The sequence below is a fragment of the Arthrobacter sp. DualSoilB13 genome (genome assembly GCF_055389195.1).
In genome coordinates, this window is sequence record NZ_AP035865.1 from 2,719,120 (window position 1) to 2,740,429 (window position 21,310).

15 protein-coding genes and 1 pseudogene are annotated in these 21,310 nt (G+C 59.6%); 8 read left to right on the forward strand and 8 right to left on the reverse strand.

What is annotated here, in order from left to right; translation table 11 throughout:
- Window positions 1–58: 58 nt before the first annotated feature.
- From ACZ5J0_RS12515 to ACZ5J0_RS12535, 5 genes are all read left to right on the forward strand, one after another.
- The gene (locus ACZ5J0_RS12515) at window positions 59–586 is read left to right on the forward strand and encodes a hypothetical protein (protein WP_142938662.1); all 528 of its coding nucleotides are present in this window, start codon (window positions 59–61) and stop codon (window positions 584–586) included.
- Window positions 586–3,669 (forward strand): chitobiase/beta-hexosaminidase C-terminal domain-containing protein, encoded by a 3,084-nt coding sequence (locus tag ACZ5J0_RS12520; RefSeq protein ID WP_166840147.1) that lies wholly within the window; start codon window positions 586–588, stop codon window positions 3,667–3,669. The genes ACZ5J0_RS12515 and ACZ5J0_RS12520 overlap by 1 nt, the downstream gene beginning before the upstream one ends.
- 213 nt (window positions 3,670–3,882) lie before the next feature.
- On the forward strand, window positions 3,883–4,638 hold the full coding sequence (locus tag ACZ5J0_RS12525; protein ID WP_223940534.1) for a glycosyltransferase: 756 nt from the start codon (window positions 3,883–3,885) through the stop codon (window positions 4,636–4,638).
- Window positions 4,635–5,663, forward strand: coding sequence for a lysylphosphatidylglycerol synthase domain-containing protein (locus ACZ5J0_RS12530; RefSeq protein WP_142938574.1), 1,029 nt, complete (start codon window positions 4,635–4,637; stop codon window positions 5,661–5,663). The genes ACZ5J0_RS12525 and ACZ5J0_RS12530 overlap by 4 nt, the downstream gene beginning before the upstream one ends.
- Before the next feature lie 65 nt (window positions 5,664–5,728).
- Complete coding sequence (locus tag ACZ5J0_RS12535) at window positions 5,729–7,972, forward strand: glycosyltransferase family protein (RefSeq protein ID WP_223940535.1); 2,244 nt, start codon at window positions 5,729–5,731, stop codon at window positions 7,970–7,972.
- A 237-nt stretch (window positions 7,973–8,209) separates the two neighbouring features.
- On the opposite strand, the gene ACZ5J0_RS12540 is transcribed toward ACZ5J0_RS12535, so the two are convergent.
- From ACZ5J0_RS12540 to ACZ5J0_RS12570, 7 genes are all read right to left on the reverse strand, one after another.
- Window positions 8,210–8,941: an ABC transporter ATP-binding protein gene (locus tag ACZ5J0_RS12540; protein ID WP_142938572.1), complete on the reverse strand. Its 732-nt coding sequence runs from the start codon at window positions 8,939–8,941 to the stop codon at window positions 8,210–8,212.
- A complete protein-coding gene (locus ACZ5J0_RS12545; protein WP_165450180.1) occupies window positions 8,942–9,799 on the reverse strand; it encodes an ABC transporter permease in 858 nt (285 codons plus the stop codon).
- A gap of 2 nt (window positions 9,800–9,801) precedes the next feature.
- Entirely contained in the window at window positions 9,802–11,808 is a 2,007-nt protein-coding gene (locus tag ACZ5J0_RS12550) for a glycosyltransferase (RefSeq protein WP_142938570.1), read from the reverse strand.
- Complete coding sequence (glf, locus tag ACZ5J0_RS12555) at window positions 11,805–12,989, reverse strand: UDP-galactopyranose mutase (RefSeq protein ID WP_142938569.1); 1,185 nt, start codon at window positions 12,987–12,989, stop codon at window positions 11,805–11,807. Before glf ends, ACZ5J0_RS12550 begins: the two co-directional genes overlap by 4 nt.
- 185 nt (window positions 12,990–13,174) lie before the next feature.
- Window positions 13,175–14,161 (reverse strand): Gfo/Idh/MocA family protein, encoded by a 987-nt coding sequence (locus ACZ5J0_RS12560; protein WP_142938568.1) that lies wholly within the window; start codon window positions 14,159–14,161, stop codon window positions 13,175–13,177.
- Complete coding sequence (locus ACZ5J0_RS12565; protein ID WP_142938567.1) at window positions 14,161–15,252, reverse strand: DegT/DnrJ/EryC1/StrS family aminotransferase; 1,092 nt, start codon at window positions 15,250–15,252, stop codon at window positions 14,161–14,163. Before ACZ5J0_RS12565 ends, ACZ5J0_RS12560 begins: the two co-directional genes overlap by 1 nt.
- On the reverse strand, window positions 15,249–15,866 hold the full coding sequence (locus ACZ5J0_RS12570) for an acyltransferase (RefSeq protein ID WP_014922230.1): 618 nt from the start codon (window positions 15,864–15,866) through the stop codon (window positions 15,249–15,251). Before ACZ5J0_RS12570 ends, ACZ5J0_RS12565 begins: the two co-directional genes overlap by 4 nt.
- A gap of 554 nt (window positions 15,867–16,420) precedes the next feature.
- Between ACZ5J0_RS12570 and ACZ5J0_RS12575 the strand changes: the two are divergent.
- Window positions 16,421–16,495 (forward strand): annotated as a pseudogene (locus tag ACZ5J0_RS12575) (hypothetical protein); the annotation flags it as partial.
- Between the two features lie 996 nt (window positions 16,496–17,491).
- The gene (locus ACZ5J0_RS12580) at window positions 17,492–20,185 is read left to right on the forward strand and encodes an FtsK/SpoIIIE domain-containing protein (protein ID WP_250819793.1); all 2,694 of its coding nucleotides are present in this window, start codon (window positions 17,492–17,494) and stop codon (window positions 20,183–20,185) included.
- Window positions 20,186–20,223: 38 nt separating this feature from the next.
- Here ACZ5J0_RS12580 and ACZ5J0_RS12585 read toward each other — a convergent pair whose 3' ends face one another.
- Window positions 20,224–20,724: a hypothetical protein gene (locus tag ACZ5J0_RS12585; protein WP_142938565.1), complete on the reverse strand. Its 501-nt coding sequence runs from the start codon at window positions 20,722–20,724 to the stop codon at window positions 20,224–20,226.
- A gap of 238 nt (window positions 20,725–20,962) precedes the next feature.
- Here ACZ5J0_RS12585 and ACZ5J0_RS12590 point away from each other — a divergent pair, with 238 nt between their 5' ends.
- Entirely contained in the window at window positions 20,963–21,211 is a 249-nt protein-coding gene (locus ACZ5J0_RS12590) for a WhiB family transcriptional regulator (RefSeq protein ID WP_003804966.1), read from the forward strand.
- The last annotated feature ends 99 nt before the right edge of the window (window positions 21,212–21,310 follow it).

A 21,310-nucleotide genomic window follows, 5' to 3' on the forward strand; every position in this document is an offset into this window, starting at 1 on the left:
ATCCAACTGCATGCGGAGCTGGGGAGCATCCGAATGAAGTGGGGATCCCTCGGTGGACATGCCAAGACGCGTTGTCGTCCAGCTTGGCCTAGCCGGTCTCGTTCTTACAGGCTGCTCGGTCAAGGTCGTTGAAAATGTTGAGCCATTCAAACTGGGCGTGACGAATGCCGGCGATGCCGACAAACCACGCGTCGAAAGACCTGAACCAGTAAAGCGCTATCAATTCGAGTGTCGCGGACCCAACGGGAATCCGCTCATCATCTTGTCGAGCCTTCAAGAGGTTTGGGCAAACACCCAATACAAAAAATTCTCCGACGTCGTAGTGACTTATGTGGGCCCTCAGCCCCAAGTATTGGAAGCGGAAGAAAATGCCGCGGTTAATGTCGCTGTAGAAGCCGGAGCCACCGGCGCGCGCACTGACATTTGTCTTGCGATTATCAAAGCCTGCACCAGAAACAATCCGCCAACCATCAGTACCGCACTCTATGGGCTTGGTGGAGTTCCCATTGTTAAGGGAGCGCTCACGCTGGCCCCCATGGCACCTCAGGCCGCAGTCCTGACCAAGTGGCTGAAGGAAGTGGCGTGATGGAACAGCAAAAAAGGAACGACGCCGGTTGGCGGCTTCGGGGACACAAGATCATCACAGCATTGGCTGCGGTTCTTCTGACGGTGGCGGGTATGTCGGCGGTGGTCTCAAGCACCCCAGCCCATGCAGACCAACAGAAACAAATCATTGGGATCGGGCTTACCAAGCCGGCGGGGACGGTGCTGGACCCGATTGGGCGGATGTGGGTTTCAGACAGCGTGGCCGGTTTCTGCCGGATGTCCGAACCAGTGAACGGAAATGCAGGCACCATTGAACAGGACACGTGCCTGGGCGGAACCTCACCCGATGCCGGGCCAGGACCCAAGGTTCCAGGAGTCTCCATCGTCCTTGATCCGACGCCTGGATCCATAGGCAACGGTGATGAGACAGCATTCATCCCCGACTCCGCTGTGGGGAGTTCACATCTTGTCCGGGCAGTGTGGAATCCGCCGCTGGACCTCTTCGAATACAGCAGTACGCTGACGGTCCTCGATGGCGACGTTCGTCCCAATGCAGTTTCCGACGGCCCTGACGGCAACATTTACCTGTCTTTCGCAAATGCCCGCTCCATCATCAAGATCGTTGATCCGACCATCATGCATCCGAGCATCGAATCCATCGCATCGGTCACCACTCGGGCGCTGGGCCTTGTTGCAGCAGGCTGGGACAGCAACGGACACGTCAGTGTCTATGTACTCGAAACCAGTGGCCTCCGGGCATTCTCCGCTCCGGGCAACGGTGAAATGACAGATTACGTACCGTTGACCTCCTACAACGTAGGCGTCGCTTCAGCGATCTTCTACGACTACGACGCCCACGTTATCTACACAGGGACGAGCAGCGGCACCACGGCGGGCGCAGACAAGGTATCGCGGCTAAACCTCAGCACCGGCGCAGTCGACAACCAATGGGCCTTGGGATTCAGCAAAATCAGCGGCCTGGGCATGCGTGGGGGTCAACTTCTGGTCCTGGACGATCCGGGACAACTGGGCTCAACCCCGGGTACCGGCCGGGGCAGTATCAGCATCCTTGGCGGCGCGGTGGCCAAAATTACCTCAGGACCCACGCTGGCCAACGGTGCACTGGCCCCCAACCCCGAATTCACCAATGACACCACACCAACGTTCGTTGTGACAGCTGAACCGGCCGGCAGTGCCTTGGAATGTTCAATGGGCGGCACGTGGGTGAACTGCACAGGCGGAACGTATACGTCAGCTGCACTGCTCAACGGACCCCAGACCTTCTCCGTAAGGCCTGCCCCGGGTGGAGTCCCGGTGTCCAGGAGCTTCACTGTGGACACGGTCGCACCTGCTGCGCCTGTCTTCACCGCTCCAAACAGTGGACAGGTAGTCAACGGTAAACCTGTCCTGGGTGCCACGTTCGAGCCGGGAACAGCGCTCACCTGTTCAGTCGACTCGACGGCCGACGCCGCTTTCCAGGCTTGTGTACCCGGAGACACTTTCACGCTCACCACAGAAGGTGCGCACACTTTGAGGATCCGCAGTACAGACCGGGCCGGCAACGTCAGCCCCGTTGCTGCACAAACAGTGACAGCTGATCTGACCGCCCCCCAGGTGGCCATCACAGCTCCGGCCAGCGGAGCTACCGTAGGTGCTGGCTACCAGTTCCAATTTGGCTCCAGCTCCCCGGACGTGGCGGGATTCCGCTGTCGCTTGGGAACCGATGCCTTTACCGCATGCACCTCGCCGAAGGTCTACGCGGACATCGCGAACGGACCAAAGAGGTTCGAGGTAGAGGCCAGGGACGGGGCAGGCAACACCACTGTTGCGGGCGTCAACTTCACGGTCTTCGTAGCTGACACGACTCCACCGACGGTGACAGCCAGTCCCGTAGGCGGAACGTACGGACCTGCAACCAAGGTCACGCTGACCGCGAATGAGCCCGATGCCAAGATCTACTACACGGACAATGGCACCACTCCCACCGCTGCCAGCACGCTCTACACCGGTCCCATCACCATGGGAAACAAGACCATCCAGTACATTGCCGTGGACGCAGCCAACAATGCCTCCGCACCTCAATCCCAGGTGTACGTACTGGACAACGTCGCCCCAACGGTGACTGCAAGCCCCTTGGGCGGAAAGCTCACCCTTGGTCAAAAGGTCACGTTGACTACGGAGTCCGGGGCGAAGATCTACTACACCACGGACAACTCCACTCCAACCGTTTCAAGCCCCTCCGGGACCACGACGGTGACAGTTACTCCGGCGTCCACTACCACGGTGAAGTACTTCGCGGTTGATGCTGCCGGGAACCAATCCGCGGTGGCCTCGCAGACGTACACACTTCCAGCGGCGCCGGCAAACACTTGGAAGGACTACAACTCCGACGCCAAGAATGACGTCCTCGCCAGGGACGCTGCTGGTACGTTGTGGCTCTATCCGGGCAATGGCACCGGCGGTTGGTTGGGCAAGGTCAACACCGGTACATCGTGGAACAACTACAACCTGATCATCCCCACGCGGGACTTCAGCGGCGATGGACGAAGCGATGTGCTGGCGAGGGATGCGTCGGGCCAGATCTGGCTCTTCAGGGGCAACGGCGCAGGTGGGTGGCAACCTGCGGAAGCTGTAGGTGCCGGCTGGAGCGGCTTCACGGCCGTGTTGGCACCGGGCGACTTCAGCGGAGACGGCAAATCCGATGTCCTGGCCAGGGATGCCTCCGGAGTGCTGTGGCTCTACAAGGGTGACGGACTAGGTAAGTTCAGCGCCGGCCGGACCCAGGTCGGAGCAGGGTGGAACGTCATGAATGCCATCTTCAGCACCGGCGACTTCAACGGTGATTCGAAGACCGATGTCATTGCCCGGGATACGGGCGGCGGCTTGTGGCTCTACCCAGGCAACGGCAGCAGCGGCTGGGGAACGCGCACGCAGATCGGCAGCGGATGGAGTGGCATGACGGCGCTGCTCGGACCTGGCGATTTCAACGGCAACGGCAAAGCTGATGTCCTCGCCCGGGATGCCAACGGCAATCTGTGGCTCTATCCCGGCAACGGTTCCGGCGGCTGGCTGGCCTGGGGCCAGGTCGGCAACGGATGGCAAGGATTCACTTCGCTCCCCTGATAGGGGCCGGACGTAGCTTGCTGTTTCGAGGGGTGCATCGGAGAATATCCGGTGCACCCCTTTTGTCTGCCATGGGCGGCGAAGCTGCTGCCCTTCCACAGAAGGCATCCAACAATGAACTAGACTGAGGGTTTGCAAGGAACTCGTGACACCAGCGTTGCGGGCTGCGGCTGGCGTTCAAGAATTCGTCGGCACGAACTACCGAGGAGAGTCTTGACTTTCGACCAGGCAGGCCAACCGGATCTCTCCGTTGTGATCCCGGTCTATAACGGAGAACGGATTTTGGCGGCAACAATGGCCCGTCTTTCCGGCTACTTGACCAGTGGCACCTCCGAGATCATCATCGTGGAGAATGGTTCTTCCGACAAAACACTCGAGGTCGCCCACAAGCACGCGGTGGACACTCCCCACGTGACGTTCCAGGTTCTCCAGAGCCAAAAGGGCATGGGAAATGCCTACCGCAGGGGCATCGAAGCCAGCTCCGGCCGCCGGGTACTCCTTACGGCCGACGATCTCCCCTTCGGCACGGATGATCTGGACGAAGACAAGAAACTAGCCACCAAACCACACGTTGTCATCGGTTCGAAGGCCCACAAGGACTCGGTCACTGAGCGAAGTGCAATCCGTGGAATCACCACCTTCGGCTTTAAGACCCTGCGTCAGGTCATCCTTGGATCCAAGATCGGCGACTCCCAGGGAACCCTGATTGTTGACGGCGAGTGGCTTCGAAGCATGGTTGACCGCTTCGACGATCCCGGGTTCCTCTTCAGCACCCAAGTCGTCTATGCCGCTGAAAAGCAAGGCTTCCAGATCGTCGAAGTGCCCGTCACTCTGGCACCCGACGACGAACCGGGCGAAACAACCATCCGGACTGCCGACGTCGTGAAGATGTTCAAAGGACTGGTGGCCATGCGTCGCCGCCGGCGGGAGTTCGCCGCGGCTCCCAGCGCGGGAACGCACGCCTCATGACGGATTCAATCGCAGAGACTCCGTCAAACGACAACGATCTGAACCAGGAACAGCCGCCTGCAAAGACCACGAAAGCCAAGCTGGTTGACTTCGCACGGCGCGCGCTGGTGGTCATCGTTTTCGCCGCCGCAGTGTACTTCATTGCAGTCCAATGGCCGCAGGTGCAGGCCACAGTTTTCGCCCTGCAGTGGTGGCAGGTCCTGCTGTCCCTCTTGGCACTCATCCCTGGTGTTCTCCTCGGGATGTTTATGTGGCGCGTCGTCATGGCAAGCCTCCTACGGTCAGTAGACATCGAACCCCAGGGCTTGGTGCTCAACCAGATCTACCTCGTCGGCCAAATCGGCAAATACCTGCCCGGTTCCGTGTGGGCGTTCGTGCTGCAGATGGAGCTTGGACGTAAGAACGGCATCGCGCGTGCGCAGGTGTTCGTTGCATCCCTGGTGAGTACGGGGATCACCATCGGAGCGGCATTGGTAGTTGGAGCTTCGGCTCTTCCGATACTGGTCCAGCGTCAGCCAAATCTGCAGTGGCTGTACGTCATACTCCCTGTAGTGATCCTGGCGATGAACCCGAACGTTGTGACGTTCCTGGTCAATATCGTCCTGCGGGTCTTCCGCCGTCCGCCGCTTCCCGAGCGTATTCAGGCCAACACCATGGTGAAGGCCTTCATCCTTGGCGTTCTGATGTACCTGTGCTTTGGCCTGCACTTGTGGATCCTGGTCGGCCACGAGGCCACCCTGGACCTCGCGACGTTCCTGGTCCTGACCGGCGCTTTGGCGCTTGGCATGACCTTGGGTGTACTCGCATTCCTGCTTCCTGCCGGCGTTGGTGCCCGGGAAGCCATCCTCATCCTTGCCCTGGCCGGAATGATGAGCGCCGGCGCTGCAACAGCAATCGCAGCCCTGTCACGAATCATGTTCACCATTGCGGACCTGCTGTGCGTCGGTATCGCTTTTGTTCACTTCCGGTGGCGGCAGCAGTCCGTCTCCAAGACCCCCGCTGACTCCACCGCCGAGGCCAAGTAGCGGGTTCCGGATGCCCCGGGCCAATATTCAGACTTATGCCGCGCGCTAAGGAGCAAGCCAAGACCATGACAGCAGGAACATCCGGGGCTACTGCCCAGCGCCCGCCGGTTGCCCGGCGGCGCTACTTCTTGCAGCACGACTGGCATTGGGGCATAGTCACTGCCGCCATAGCAGCCGTCGCCTCCATCATCCCCCGACTCTTCAACCCCACGTTCTATTACTGGGACGACATGATGCAGTCCTTCCTCCCTCTGTGGCGGCACATGGGCGAGGAAATACGGTCCGGCCGATTCCCGCTCATGGAGCCAGGCGGCTGGGTTGGCGGGAACATTGTGGCCGAGGTGGGCTACGGTATCTTCAACCCGGTCAACATCGTCAACTCTGTTATTGTTTCGAACTTCGAGAACCTGTCTCTGGCGAGCTATTTCATCATCGTCCAGTTCATCGCGTTGCTCGCATTTGGTACGTTCATGCTGGCCCGCGATTACGGTTCCAACCGGCCGCTTGCCTTGGCCGCCGGCGTAGCCATCCCCTTCAGCGGCTTCACGCTCTTCTACGAAGCAGCCCGCTGGCCGGGAGGCCTCATGGCCTTCGCTTGGATTACCGTTTTCTGGTGGTCGGTCCGACGCTACGCACGTCGCAACACCTCCCCGTTCCTGCCGTTCCTGTTGGGCTTCCTTACCATGACGGCCGGGAATCCCTACGGAGCCATTGGCGTCATCCTGGTCCTGGCAGCAGTCGCCGTCGAACTGATGCTGATGAGGCACTGGCGTCGGCTCATTCCAATCGTCATCGTCGGCGCCTTGGTGGGTCTGACCGCTGTCCTGGTCTATTTCCCCCTGCCACTCAGCTCCGCGGTGACCGTTCGCCAGCAGAACGAAATCCTGAATGACCTCTTTCTCGCTCCGGACATGTCATCGCTGCTAACGATGAGTACATCCTCGATGATGCCTCGGATCAACAACTTCTGGGCCCCCATAGACAACGTTCCCTCAAGTTACTTGGCGTGGTTCGTCCTGCCTTTGCTTCCGTGGCTGGATTTCCGCAGCTTCCGTAACCGCTCGCGCCAAATATTCAGCATCTACATCATCACTGGCATTTACTTCCTGCTGACCTTTGCCCCCTCCCAGGTGCTCGTCTTCCGCTGGCCCATCCGACTCATCGAATACGTCTACCTCGGCGTCATCGTCCTCGTCGCGGTGGTGGCCTCAGCCGGTTTGAAGACCTCATCCTGGAAGAAACGGTTGTTCATCACCGTCGCCATCCTCGGCTTTGGGACCTACCGGGCCTGGTCCATGGTGCCCGGCGGCGGCAAATGGCAGATTTTCACACTGTTCGTGACGCTTGTTCTGGTGGCTTTGGCTGTACTTGGATGGAAACGGTTCGGCTACCGGGGGCTGGCGGCAGTGATGGTGGTGGGAACGATCGCGACGCTGGGCATGCAGTCCAGGCAGTTCATCCCTAACAATGCTGTTGCCGGCATCGGCTCCCCCGTGGATGCGGACACGCTCCGTGACGCCACCAGTAGCTACAAAGGCAACACAATCCAGATCTTCAACACTATGAAGATCACTGGCCAGGAATTCACTGAGGGCCGCCTCCTCTACGGCAATCAGATCCTCAATGCAGACGTCAACAACAGCATGGGCCGCTATAGCGGAATCAGCTTCACAACATACGTCAATGCCTTGTGCATGAACTACCGGGGCGAGACCTGCCCTCTGGCCTACACTGAGCTGTTCAAACAGGCCTCCGGGGAAATCGACGTAACGTTGGCTGACGTTCTTCAGGTCGAGACGGTGTCCGTCCAAAAGACGCTGATCGCCCCTGACCAACTCACCGTTGCCCCGGGCTGGTCAATTGTGGCCTCGGATGAGACCAGGACCATCCTTCAGCGGGATAACCCGTTGCCCTATCCAGGCACCGTTTCCTGGGCTTCAGATGGCATCTCCGTCAAGGATTCCGTCAGGAACGGCAATGACGAACACATCACCTTGTCCGGAGACGGCACTGCGGGAAAGCTGACGCTTGCCCGTCTCGCATGGCCCGGCTACACCGTCACGGTTGATGGCGAACCGCAGAAGCTCACGCAGGGTCCGGCAGGAGTAATACTGGTGGATGTCCCGGCCGGCGCCACATCCGTGGACGTAACGTTCACGACGCCGGGCCTCACCATGGGTCTCGCCGCTCAGGGCGCTGCATGGTTCGGCATTCTGTTGTTCACGGTATTCCACTATGTTCGTCGGCATCGCCGCACGCGGTCAGAGGCAGACGTTTTACCGGTTTCAGCTGAGAAGGTCGCTGTCTAAGCGGCTGAAAGGCAGTAGAGCCACCCATAAGTCAGAAGAGCGTCCGCCCCAAAGGGGGCGGACGCTCTTCTTTGTGGACCCCTGGCAGGTGCCTTCAGCAGCCATTAAGTAGTGCGGGCGGGGCCCCGTTCCCGCCTATTGCTACTCACATACGACAAAGGCCACCGCGCATCATACAGAGATGATGTGCGGTGGCCATATTACTGTCCACCGTAGGGTTCAAACAGCCAGTACCTGCTAGTTGCTATCGCGAAGCCATGCCACAGCCTGGTCAGCGGGGCCTTCAAACTGCACCGTGCCGGAGGCAAGCACAACTCCCCTGTCGCAGATGCGCGAGATCATGTCGAGGTCGTGGCTGACCACAACCAGCGTCCGTCCCTCATCCGAAAGCTGCTTGATTTTAGCCAGACACTTCTTCTGGAAGGGTTCGTCGCCCACCGCCAAAATCTCATCCACCAAGAAGATATCGGGCTGAGTGTGGACTGCTACTGCGAAAGCAAGCCTCAGGAACATACCGGAGGAATAGAACTTCACTTCGGTGTCGATGAACTGCTCTATCTCGGAGAACGCAACGATTTCGTCGAACTTCTCGTTGATTTCCTGCTCGGTCATTCCGAGGATAGCGGCATTGAGGAAGACATTCTCGCGACCGGACAAGTCCGGGTGAAAACCTGCGCCAACTTCGATCAACCCGGCAACGCGACCCTTCGTGCGGACTGTGCCTTTGTCCGGCAGGATAACGCCGGAGATGAGTTTCAACAGCGTGGATTTACCCGAGCCGTTGAAACCCAACAAAGCCACGGTCTCCCCTGGCTGAATCTCGAAGCTCACGTCATGGAGTGCATCGAACTTCTTGCTGAGGTCGCTTTTCCGGCCCTTCACCAGCCATACCAGGGTCTCCTTGAGGGAGTGCGAATGGCGGAGATTGAAGGTCTTCTTAAGGCCCTTGACGATTATTGCGGCGCTCATCTAGACCTCCTGCGCAAAGTGGCCCTCAAGTCGTCGGAAGACGAGTTGGCCGATGATAAGGAACAAGGCAGCCATGCCCAAACCAATCAATCCCGTCCACATCAGATGTGGAGGCAGTTCGACTGGACGGTCAACAGTGGGATACCAGAAGGCCCAGTGGAACAACTCGACAGCCACCGTGATCGGGTTGAGCTGGTAGATGAACAACACCCAAGGCGGTGCCAGCCGGCGGATCATGGTCCAGTCATAAAGCACGGGCGATGTCCACGTGACGATCATCATCAACATGTCGACGATGTTCTCAGCATCGCGGAAGAAGACATTGACGGCTCCGGCCAAGAGGCCCAGGCCGGTCGCCGTTACTGCCACAATGACGAAGCCCAGAGCAGCTCCAATGAGCTGCATAATGTCCGGTTTCCACCCGCTGAGCAGCGCAGCTGCCAACAAGACCACCAGTTGGGGAAGGAAATGAACCGCTGCCACCCAGACAGAGGCTACCGGGAACAGCTCCCTTGGCAGATAGATCTTTTTGACCAGCGCGGCATTCGACACGATTGATCTCGTGGCATTCGAGAACGCTTCCGAGAAGAAATTGATGACGATGACGCCGGAGAACATGTACAGCGCGTAATTGGGAATCTGATCCCCTACGCGAAGCACAATCCCCAAAGCGAAGAACAGCACAACGTACTGAACCAGAGGTTTGACGTAGGACCAGGCAAGGCCCAGGACAGAACCCCGGTACCTCACACGGAGTTCCTTACGCACGATCAATTTCAGGAGATAGCGGCGCCGGTAAACATCCAGCAGCCCCGCTCCTACCCCGGGAACAGCATAGGTATCAGTGGAAGTCGTCATCGCTACTTGCTGGGCTCCGAGGCTTCGAAGGTTTTCCGCCACGATTCCATGGAAGTAATCTCAGGAAGCGCCTCCTGGTACTGGGCCCGAAGGGTCTCCCAGTTGGAGAAGAGCTGCGCATGGAGCCTGGCGGATTCGACCAGCAGCTGCCGGGCCATCTTGGGATCCCGCAAATGCCAGGAAGCCCCTGTGCCGTCCGCGTTGGACACAACGGCACTGTCCAAGTGCGCCAAGCTCCACCATTTGCCATCCTGATGAGCTACATGCGCTTCAGGGTTGGCCTTCGCGGTATCACGGACAGGCGCAAGCGTCTGCTTAAGGACAGTCTTCACGGCCCAGGGAAGCAGGCCCAGCGCCCCGGGCTGCTTGTAGGATTGCGGCTTCTTCGGAGGACGCTTGCGGAAAACTTCCGGGAACGCAGCGGGGTCCGTCTTGACCTGGGAGTCCTGGAATTCCTCCCGCATGGCACGGAGCTGAGGCATGGTGGTGGGCAGTTGCTCGTGCAGATTGCCCGGTCCGGCAAGTACATCCCGGAGCGCCATAACGCGGGCCTGCTCGGGGTAATACTGCATTGACACCAGGTGCTTGACATCCGTGTTCAGGCTCTCCCGCAAGATGCGTCCGCCCTTGGGGAACGGCGAATGCAAGAGCGTCGCGATGAGACGATTGCGTTCGTGGTAGTAGGCCTGCCAGTCTACGGAGTCGTCCTTATCGGCCCAAGAGACATGCCAAACTGCAGCCCCGGGAAGGGTTACTGTTGGGAAGCCGGCTGCGCGGCCGCGGAGGGAATACTCCGCGTCGTCCCACTTAATGAACACCGGGAGGGACAGGCCAATGGTCTCCACAACCGTCTTGGGGATAAGGCACATCCACCAGCCGTTGTAGTCTGCATCCCAGCGACGGTGAAGCTGAGGCGTGGAACGCAGACCTGCATTGGAGAAGTCGTGATTACCGAGCCCTTCCACCGGGCCCCAGAGGAACCGGTAGAAGTTGACGACCTCTGAGTAGGCGTGCAGGACCGACTTGTTGTACATGTCGAACATGTGGCCGCCAACAATGGTCGGCTTGCGGCAGAGGTCGGCAAACGCCACCGCACGCATGACTCCCTCTGTTTCCAGCTCGATGTCGTCGTCGAGCAGCATGACGTAGTCGCTCTTGTCAGAAACAACCATTTCGTACATGTTCCGGGCAAAGCCGCCAGAGCCGCCCAGGTTACCCTGGTTGATGATCCGGAGTTGATCACCCATGGACTCTGCAACGGTGTCGAAGCCAGCTTCGTCAGCTACCTTCTTGTTGCCCTGATCCACGATGATGAGCTCGGCAAGGATTTCCCGGAGACCCGCGTCGGCATCGATGGACTTGATGGTCTCGAGGCAGTAATCGGCGCGATTAAACGTTGTGACGCCGAGCGTGACGCGGCCTTGTGCGCGACCCTCATCAGGGACGGCCCAATGAGCACTCTTGAGCGTCATGCCGTCGCCGCCGGCAATGAGATCAAACCAGTACCAGCCGCCGTCGCCGAAGGGAGCCAATGTCAGCTCGAAATCATTAGTGGACGAGCCCTCCACCAAAATCGAATCAACACGCTGGGCCGCACCACGAGCGTTGGAACGGTACACGATGACCGTTCCTTCGCCCTCGGTTTCAATGTGAAGAACGGTCTTGGTAGCAATAGTCCACTTACGCCAGTAGCTGGCAGGGAAAGCGTTGAAGTAGGACCCGAATGAAAGGCGCTCCCCACGGCGGACCTGGACGGAGCCGCGGCCCAGGATGTCTTCGGGGTGGAGCTTCCGTGCCATGCCGATGGCCTGTACATCGGTATTCCCGCCGCTCCTCTGGACCTTGTTGGTGTCAGGATCCACGTACAGCGGCAGAGTGTCGAGGTCACGGTTGGCGGGGAAAATTACGCGCTGGACAATCCGCAGGTTCTCTTCCGTCGGTGCCGGGGTTTCAGCGGCAGTAGTGCCCGTCATGGAGATCTCCTGGCTTTCGTTTGTTGTAGCGGTCATGCGTCCACTCCCCCGCTTTCAAGCTTGGCGCCGCCGGTAAAGTGCGGCTTGATCTTGTTGTCGTACATGGACAAAGCCGAACCGATGGCCATGTGCATGTCGAGGTACTTGTACGTTCCAAGACGGCCACCAAACAGAACCGATTTCTCGCCCTTGGCGAGGTCACGGTACGCCAGGAGCTTCTGACGGTCATCAGAGGTGTTTACGGGGTAGTAAGGCTCGTCGCCCTTCTCAGCAAAGCGCGAGAACTCACGCATGATGACGGTGGCGTCCTTGGTGTAGTCGCGCTCAGGGTGGAAGTGACGGAACTCGTGGATGCGCGTGAACGCGGCGTCAGCGTCCGGGTAGTTCATGACTGAACAGCCTTGGAAGTCCTCGATCGGCAGTACCTCTTCTTCGAGATCGATGGTGCGCCACGAGAGATCACCTTCGGTGTAGTCGAAGTACCTGTCCACCGGACCCGTGTAGATGACCGGCACCTGACCGAGGACAGATGACCGACCGTACTCGCCGTCGTCGAAGAAGTCCGTGTTCAGGACAACCTCGATGTTCGGGTGATCTGCCATGCGCTCAATCCAAGCGGTGTAGCCATCTACCGGGAGACCTTCGTAGGTGTCGTTGAAGTACCGGTTGTCATAGTTGTAACGCACGGGAAGCCGCGAGATGATCTCTGCCGGCAGGTCTTTCGGGTCAGTCTGCCACTGCTTGCCCGTGTAGTGCTTGATGAAAGCCTCGTACAGGGGACGGCCAATGAGTTGGATGCCCTTGTCATTGAGGTTCTGGGGATCGGTGCCCGCCAGTTCGCCAGCCTGCTCGGCGATGAGAGCCTTCGCTTCCGTGGGGCTCATGGCCGAACGGAAGAACTGGTTGATGGTGCCCAGGTTAATGGGCATGGGGTACACCTCGCCCTTGTGGCTGGTGTAAACCTTGTGCTGGTAGCTCGTGAACTTGGTGAACCTGTTCACGTACTCCCATACACGTTCATTCGAGGTGTGGAAGAGGTGTGCACCGTAGCGGTGAACCTCGATTCCGGTCTGCGCCTCATTCTCGCTGTAGGCGTTTCCACCAATATGGTGGCGGCGATCGAGCACCGCAACCTTCAGCCCCAACTCGGTAGCGGCGCGTTCTGCAATGGTCAGGCCAAAGAAACCCGAGCCGACGACGACGAGATCAGCGTTCACAAACTCTCCTGTGTATTGGCGTGCGGGCACAGAAATGCCCACGTCTACTTGTCAAGGCTACCCGACGTTACGATCGTTCCCCGATTCGGCGGTACGTGGCAGCAAGGCAGCAATTGTCCGGAAAAAACGAACGGGAGGCTCGGCCCTCAGGCAGCCTCCCGTTCAATACTGCAAAAAGAACAACGCTAGAGCGAGATCACGGAGCCCGTATTTGCAGACTCCAGTACCGCCTCAGCAACTCGAAGTGTCTCAAGCCCTTCGGCCATTGTGACAATGTTCATGGACTTCCCGAGCACAGCGTCACGGAATGCCTCGTGCTCCATCTTGAGCGGTTCGCGCTTTGCCAGGGCAAAACGCGTTGACGAGCCCTCGGAAACACCACGGAATGCCGCGACGGAGTCCCAATCGGTCTGGAAAGTGCCGTTCTCGATGAAGGTCAGGTCAGCCGAGATGGTATCCGCGATGTAAGCACCCCGCTCACCCAAAACCACAGTTGTGCGCTCCTTCATGGGCGACAACCAGTTGACGATGTGGTTGGTGACTACACCGCTCTTGAGGTGGCCAATAGCGGTGACCATGTCCTCGTGCTCGCGCCCGCTCCTGGACGTAGTGTGTGCCACGACGTTCACGAAATTGCTTTGCGCAAGCCAAGCCGTGAGGTCGATGTCGTGAGTTGCGAGGTCCTTGACCACACCGACATCGGCGATGCGGGACGGGAACGGCCCCTGACGACGGGTCGAAATTTGGTAGACCTCGCCGAGGTCACCGTTGCCGAGCCGTTCGCGGAGGCTTTGCAAAGACGGGTTGAACCGCTCAATGTGACCTACCGCACCGATCAATCCCCGTGAGTCGAAAGCCTCGGCAATTCGTCGGCCTGACTCGGAGTCGTTGGCTATGGGCTTCTCCACCAAGCAGTGCACTCCGGCTTCCGCCAATTGCAGCGCCACTTCTTCGTGCAGCACAGTAGGCACCGCGGCTACAGCCATGTCGATACCCTGCTCGATGAGCTGTTCAACCGAGCTGCAAACCTCAAGCCCACTGGCTACGTTGTGAGGATCACCGAAGGAATCAGCGACGGCGACGAGGTCCACGCCTTCAAGCTCGCGAATAACGCGGGCGTGGTGGCGGCCCATCATCCCCAGCCCGATAAGGCCTGCGCGCAGATTTGCCACTAGCTGCCTGCCTTCGCAATGGCGTTGACCGCGGAAACGATGCGGTCAAGGTCGTCCTGGCTCAACGAAGGATGCACCGGGAGCGACAACACACTGGCCGCGGCTTCCTCAGTGACGGGCAGGTCATCTGAAGTCTGGAAAGGTGCGAGGCGGTGGTTGGGGATGGGGTAGTACACGCCACAGCCAACGTTGTATTCCTCACGCAGTGCCTTCGCGAATCCATCACGGTCCTCGGCAATGCGAATGGTGTACTGGTGGTACACGTGCTCGTAGCCCTCAGACACCTTGGGAGTGACAACACCCTCGATGTTGGCGTCGAAGAAGGCAGCGTTCTCCTGACGGGTCTTGGTCCACGCATTGATTTTGGTCAGCTGCACGCGACCGATTGCAGCGTGAATGTTGGTCATTCGCGCGTTGAAGCCAACAAGCTCATTTTCGTACTGGCGCTCCATGCCCTGGTTGCGAAGCAGCCGGAGTCGACGCTCGACGTCGGGCAGGCCGGTGCTGACCATGCCTCCTTCGCCGGAGGTCATGTTCTTGGTGGGGTACAGGCTGAACATAGCGAAGTCACCGAAGGTACCCACCTTCCGGCCGTTGACTGCCGCCCCGTGTGCCTGGGCTGCGTCTTCGAATACCTTCACGCCGTGCTTGGAAGCGACCGCGCCGATTCCGTCTACGTCAAAGGGGTGGCCGTAGAGGTGAACGGGCATGATGGCAGCCGTGCGGTCCGTGATTTTAGATTCAACGGATGCGGGATCAAGGGTGTAGTGATCCAGGTCCACGTCCGCGAAGACAGGAGTCGCACCGGTCAAAGCCACGGAGTTGGCGGTGGCAGCAAAAGTGAACGACGGAACAATTACTTCGTCGCCGGGGCCGATGCCTGCAGCCAACAGGCCGAGGTGCAGTCCGGAAGTGCCGGAGTTAACCGCCACGGCAGCCCTGCCGTCGAGGAGGACCTGCGAGAACTCCTGCTCAAAGGACGCAACCTCCGTACCCTGTGCGAGTTGGCCGGAGGCCAGGACGGCCTCTACTGCCTTGCGCTCGTCATCACCGATGATGGGCTTAGCGGGGGGAATGAATTCGGGGCTCATGCCTCTACCTCTCGAAGGGTCTCGTTCTGTTCAACATATGTGGCGCCGGTCTCCGGGCATACCCAGTTCTCACCACTGCGCTGCAGCGGGAAACCAGCTTTACCGACCCAACCATGGCGTTTGGCCGGGACTCCGACCATCAGGGCAAAATCAGGGACGTCTTTGGCGACAACAGCACCAGCAGCCACTGTTGCCCATCGACCAATGGTCACGGGTGCGACGCAGACGGCGCGGGCACCGATTGATGCTCCTTCACGAATGGTGACGCCAACGGGCTCCCAGTCGTGAGCGCTCTTCAAGCCGCCATCCGGGCTAACCGCCCGGGGGTAAGTATCGTTTGTGAGTACCACGGCCGGGCCGATAAAGACGCCGGCCTCCAGTACCGCGGGCTCGTAGACAAGTGCATAATTCTGAACTTTGCAGTTGTCCCCCATCTTGACCCCGGTGCCAATATAAGCTCCGCGTCCTACGATGCAATTGACGCCCAATTCGGCCTGCTCGCGGACTTGGGCCAGATGCCAAATCTTTGATCCATCACCAATTACCGCCTTGTCTGAAACATCGGCGCTCTCCGCAACCACTATCACCGGTGAAGGTCCTTCCTCATTGAGCACACGCGACAACGAGATTCATCTTAGCTGAGACACCAAGCCGCGGTGTCAAGGATGCGCGTCGACGGGCTTTGCAAAAGTTGTCCACATAGGCCACAACAGCCCCCGCGCTTGAGTTCGCGGGGCCGTAGCGTGATTCGTATCAACCCCACACTTGATCACCGCCACGACGTAGAGGGAGAGCCATGGCCTTGGAGTGCACCTTGGTACGCGCCCCTGGTGCTGCTGAAACGGCGGAGCCTGAAGAACTAAGCATCGCCGTCCCGGTGGGCGCATCCGGTACGCGGGTGCAGCAACTTCTCACCGACGCGCGTGGGACAGGCGTCCTGTCCGTCGGCGGACGCCTCCTTAGCTCTCTGACGGTGGGACAACCGCCTCTCATCACAGGGGCCGTCCTTGTGGATGATGCTCCGCCTCATCGAGGAGGGAGGATCCTGTTTAGGTCCCTGATGCTGCTTACCCACACAGGCCCCGGAGCGGGTTCCATCTTCCGGATTCACCGTGGCCGATACCGAATCGGAAGGGCGTCGCCGGACATTCCTGTGTCTGATCCCGCGATGTCCAGGGAACACGCCATTTTGGAAGTATCCAGTACAGCTCTCGCGGTGAGGGCGGTAAGCGGTGCGAATCCGGTGTTCGTGGACGATCGGTCCACCAATCGTACTTTGCTCTCTTCCTCATCAACGGTGCGATGTGGCAACTCCACCTTCACAGTCGCCATGGACGGCGGTTCTTACCCACCTATATCCGTCGACGCAGGGCTGTCGATTGAAGAACCGCTGGAAGTACGCCATACCCGCCGCCAAGGAAATCGCCGGGCCATGGCCTTGGCTGCCGGCCTGCCCTTGGTAGCGGGAATCGGCCTCTCCCTGGCTACGGGGATGTGGATGTATTTGGGGTTCACCGCCATTTCAGCAATGAGCATTCTCGTCCCGTTGATCGCAGGGCGGAAAGGGCGGCTGGCCGGCAAACTGGCCATATCGCGCGCCGTCCAGGACGACATAGAACGCCGACACCGATGCTCGCCATCGGCCGCCGAGTTGGTTTTGGCAGTTCATCACCCCTCCCCTGTGGAACAACTGGCAATGGAACCTGCCACAAGAGATCCAGCCGTCACCCGGCCTGCGGCTTCGGCGGCAGAATCCCACGCACATGGGCCAGATGTATGGCTTCGTATCGGAGTCACTCAAACAGTGGCAAACATTCGACTGACTCCTGATGATCCAGACTTTCGGCAGCCCACCATTGGGGCGGCGGCGATAACGTTGGACCCCAGGTATCCCGAAGTGGCGCTGTGCGGACAGCCGGACCATACAGATGGCTTGCTTCGTTTCCTATTGATGCAGCTAGCCAGTTTCCCCGCTGCCGCGGAAACGCCTGTCGTTGTTTTTGGACGAGCGGGAAGGTTGCCACTGAGTGCCCGGTTTCTCCCCCGCGTTACGCTGGCAATCAGCCCGGAAACCGTCCTTGCCGCCCTGCACCGCGGAAGCGGGAAGATGGGCGGCAGGCTCTTCATGGTCGATGATTTCCTACCTGATGACGCGGAATTATGGTCATCCCTCCTGAAAGCCGCACGATCCTCCGGGTGGCAGGTGCTACATTGCTGCGTTTCGTTACAACGTTCGGCGGTGGTGGTTGAAATTTCACCCTCGGGAAGTGCCGGCTATGTGGAGACGGATGGCGAGCGCCGATCGTTTGTACCGGACCTGGTGTCAGCGCAAGTTTTCGACAGGTTCTGCCGTAAGTCCTCCGCCACGTCCCTCGCTGAAGACCCGGGGCAGGGCGCAGTGATTCCGGAGGAGTGTTCATTGGCTGAGTTGCTTCCCCACGGGCAACGCAGGGTACTTCGTAAGTGGACCGAGACGTCCGGGCGAAACGGGCCAATCGCGACGCTGGGTAAAGGTAACAGCGGCCCAGTGACCTTTGACTTCAGGCTCGACGGCCCCCACCTTCTGGTTGCCGGAACCACCGGCGCAGGTAAATCCGAGCTCCTGAGGACGCTGGTGTCTTCCATCGCGTTGAGCCATTCTCCGGATCACACAACTTTCCTGTTCCTGGATTTCAAGGGCGGGTCGGGACTGCAACCACTTGCTCAGCTTCCGCACTGCGTCGGACTCCTGACAGACCTCAGCAGGCACCATGTGGATCGCGCCCTTGTATCACTGCGCGGAGAGATCCGGTACCGCGAGGAGCTGTTCGCTGCGGCCAACGTGTCTGATCTTGCGCAGTATCGGCAAGCGGGCTCCGTCACCGACCCGAATATCCCGTATCTGGTCCTCGTGATTGATGAATTCCGGGTCCTGGTGGACGAGACCCCAAACACACTCCGCGAGCTAATGCGTATCGCGACTATCGGGCGGTCACTGGGCATTCACCTAGTGATGGCTACGCAGAGGCCGCAGGGAGCACTCACCGCAGATATCCGGGCAAATGTGACGTCCAGCATAGCCATGCGAGTGCAAACGGAAGCAGAGTCCATGGACATCATCAATACGAAGGCCGCCGCCTCCATACGGGTAGAGACTCCTGGGCGGGCATACCTTGCCAAAGCGTCGAGTAGCCCCGAAGAATTTCAGACAGCCTCTCTCGCGCTCTCCCCCGACAGTGAAGCATCCGGCGCAGGACCTGATGGTTCGCAGCAGGCCGTGCAATCGGCTTCGCGGGCCTTACAGCATTCCGACGTGCGGTATGCGGCCAATGAGCAAGGCTCTCCCCCGAATACCGGTCCCGAAGGGGTCGTCTCAATAGTCCGCGAGGCTTGGCGGGTACTAGGCGAGCCCTTCCCCCGGCGTCCGATTGCGGCGCCACTGACCACATCAATTCCGTGGCACGAACAGCTTCTTGTTGATGAAGGAGATGGGTCCGATGAGAAGGACCGTTGGACAGTCGGCCCCTTGGCGATGATCGATAGGCCACTGCACCAAGTTGTGGAACCGCTGGTGTGGTCGCCTTCCGAAGACGGACATCTGGCAATGATAGGCAGCGACTCCAGTGGCATGCGGGAGTCTTTCATCGCTGCATCCGCGATGCTTGCTACCCGGAGACCCCAACCCCACGTCTATATCCTGGATGCGACGGGCGCGCTTGGGCACCTCGGTCCTGAGGGCCGGATTGGCGCCGTGGTGGGCCTGCACCAATTGCCCTTGGCCACGCGGGTCTTGAAACGCCTCGCCGAAGAAATGGAACGTCGACGAAGCGCTGGTGTCTTCGAGGCAGGCAATTCACCCTTGGTCTTGATCGTGGCCGGGTGGTGCTCGTGGGCTGCAGCAATCCGGAGCGGGCCCTTCGGATACGCAGAAGGAATCCTGCAGGACATCGTCAGGGACGGTGGTTCCCTTGGCGTCACTGTTCTCATTTCAGGGGAAAGGGAACTTGTCAGCTCGCGCTTTTTTGCTGCAATACAGAACCGCGCGTATTTCCCTTTGGGATCCACCGAAGAGTCGCGGTTCCACTGGCCGCGGCTCCCGGATGTGCAATCACATCCCGGGAGGGCCGTCGTCATGGGAAAGTTTGCCAAAGAAGACGGAACCGTGGCTCAGTTTCGCGGGGCTCCGTCCAACGAGCGCTGGCCGTTCGATGATCTCGAGCCTTCCGAACCGCCTTTTAGGGTGCGACCACTCCCCGACCTTCTTCACGTCAGGGACCTTCAGGCCCTAGTGGCCGCCTTACGCGCACGGGAAGTGCCGGGCGGATTCGGCGTCGCGGCTATAGCCCGCCCGGAGAGCGCACAAGCCGCCTACGGTCATTTGCAGGGCCCGCTATGGATCGGCGTCGGCGGAGATGAAGCCGACCCTGTGTCCATGCCTCTCCGCGAAAATGGGGTCAGCACTATCCTTGGCACGCCACGATCTGGAAAGAGCTCCACCTTGGCGTCACTGCTTGCTCTCAACCCTTCGTTTCCGTGGGTATACCCGCCGGACGCGTCGACGGCTGGGACTTTTTGGCTTTCGGTCGCGCGCAAGGCTGCAGCGGGTAGCTTTTGCGCCAACAGCATTCTGCTGGTGGACGACGCGGAGACACTGGATGCCCAAGGGCGCCAGGCTTTGGCTGGCTTGGTTGGAAAAGTCCGCGGCATCATCATGACAGCGACACCAGGGCCGTCCCTGCTTTTACATCTGCCGTTCGCAAAGGAAGCGCAGGCTTCCAGCATGGGATTGGTGTTGGCGCCCGGGACACCCCACGACGGAGATCTCCTTGGCGTCCGGCTTGAGGCCGATCGCGCCGGGCGTCCAGGGCGCGGGTTTCTGGTCAACGGGCAGCAGATAATCCCCTTTCAGGGCGTCTTCACTTCAGGTTTTCCGCCGTCTGGCAAAATCCATTGAAGCCGTAAGCACGCCGCACCGGAAGGGACCGCCGGTCATCACAGTGCCGCGGACGCTCCCCCGGTCCGTGAGGCATAAGCCACAACATCCTTCTGAAATAGGAAGACGATCGCAGCCAGTGCCGGGAGCAACATTGCCAGTCCCTGCCACACCAGCCCGCCGGTCATGGTGGGAAAGCCGATGGTGAGGACAAACAACTGGGCCACGAGCGCAGCCGCCCGCGTCCACCTATAGCCACGGTAGAGGAAGTGGCCTACGGCGAATAACCAGACGGAGAAGGCCAGCAAAAGCCCTAGAGTGAAAACTGCCCCCCAAAAAGTCAGTACAGGAGCACCACGCAGCAGTTCATATGCGTACCATGCGGCGGCACCGAGGAGAGCTAGTGCTTCGAGCAGTACAACCACTGAAATGATCACAATTCCCAACGGCGGTCGAGCTACGCCAGATGAGCTTGAAGCGTTGTTCCCGGTCGCGCCGGAATCATCGCTACCGTCCGGGCCGGACACGGGCTGGGCTGGGTTTTCGGGAGGTCTTGACACACTGGCACACTACCGGACATAGTCATCTAGCAGTGAGGGCACTGGCGGCTGATGTGATGCATCGCTCACGGATTCCGAGCATTTCGACCACTAACACCCCTTGTTTACAAGGCGTTAACATGAAACGCTTGACTCAGACGACCAAGGGGGCCCATGCGGGCCCCTTTCCTTTGGAGCCTCTCGTGAATGTTTTCACAAAAGGCCCTTCTAGTTCTCACGAATGGAGTGACTGATCAGCATGGATTGGCGTAATCGCGCAGCCTGCCTCGACAAGGACCCGGAGCTCTTCTTCCCAGTCGGCAACACGGGACCAGCACTTCTGCAGATCGAGGAAGCCAAGAGCGTCTGCCGCCGCTGCCCCGTTGTGGACACTTGCCTTCAGTGGGCCTTGGAGTCCGGACAGGACGCCGGTGTTTGGGGCGGCATGAGTGAAGATGAACGACGCGCGCTCAAGCGCCGCGCTGCACGCGCACGTCGCGCTTCCTAACCCACGGACCGAAAAAGGCCGCGGACCGTTTGGTCCGCGGCCTTTTCGTTGGCTTATTCGCGCTTCTCGTTGACTCCCGCCCCCGGGAGTCAGTCTCCT

Excerpts from the sequence above, each read along its gene's own strand:
- ACZ5J0_RS12565 (WP_142938567.1), bottom strand. The coding sequence starts at position 15,252 with ATGAGCCCCGAATTCATTCCCCCCGCTAAGCCCATCATCGGTGATGAC.
- ACZ5J0_RS12590 (WP_003804966.1), top strand. The coding sequence starts at position 20,963 with ATGGATTGGCGTAATCGCGCAGCCTGCCTCGACAAGGACCCGGAGCTC.
- ACZ5J0_RS12540 (WP_142938572.1), bottom strand. The coding sequence starts at position 8,941 with ATGAGCGCCGCAATAATCGTCAAGGGCCTTAAGAAGACCTTCAATCTC.
- ACZ5J0_RS12520 (WP_166840147.1), top strand. The coding sequence starts at position 586 with ATGGAACAGCAAAAAAGGAACGACGCCGGTTGGCGGCTTCGGGGACAC.
- ACZ5J0_RS12535 (WP_223940535.1), top strand. The coding sequence starts at position 5,729 with ATGACAGCAGGAACATCCGGGGCTACTGCCCAGCGCCCGCCGGTTGCC.
- ACZ5J0_RS12530 (WP_142938574.1), top strand. The coding sequence starts at position 4,635 with ATGACGGATTCAATCGCAGAGACTCCGTCAAACGACAACGATCTGAAC.
- ACZ5J0_RS12545 (WP_165450180.1), bottom strand. The coding sequence starts at position 9,799 with ATGACGACTTCCACTGATACCTATGCTGTTCCCGGGGTAGGAGCGGGG.
- ACZ5J0_RS12550 (WP_142938570.1), bottom strand. The coding sequence starts at position 11,808 with ATGACCGCTACAACAAACGAAAGCCAGGAGATCTCCATGACGGGCACT.
- ACZ5J0_RS12515 (WP_142938662.1), top strand. The coding sequence starts at position 59 with ATGCCAAGACGCGTTGTCGTCCAGCTTGGCCTAGCCGGTCTCGTTCTT.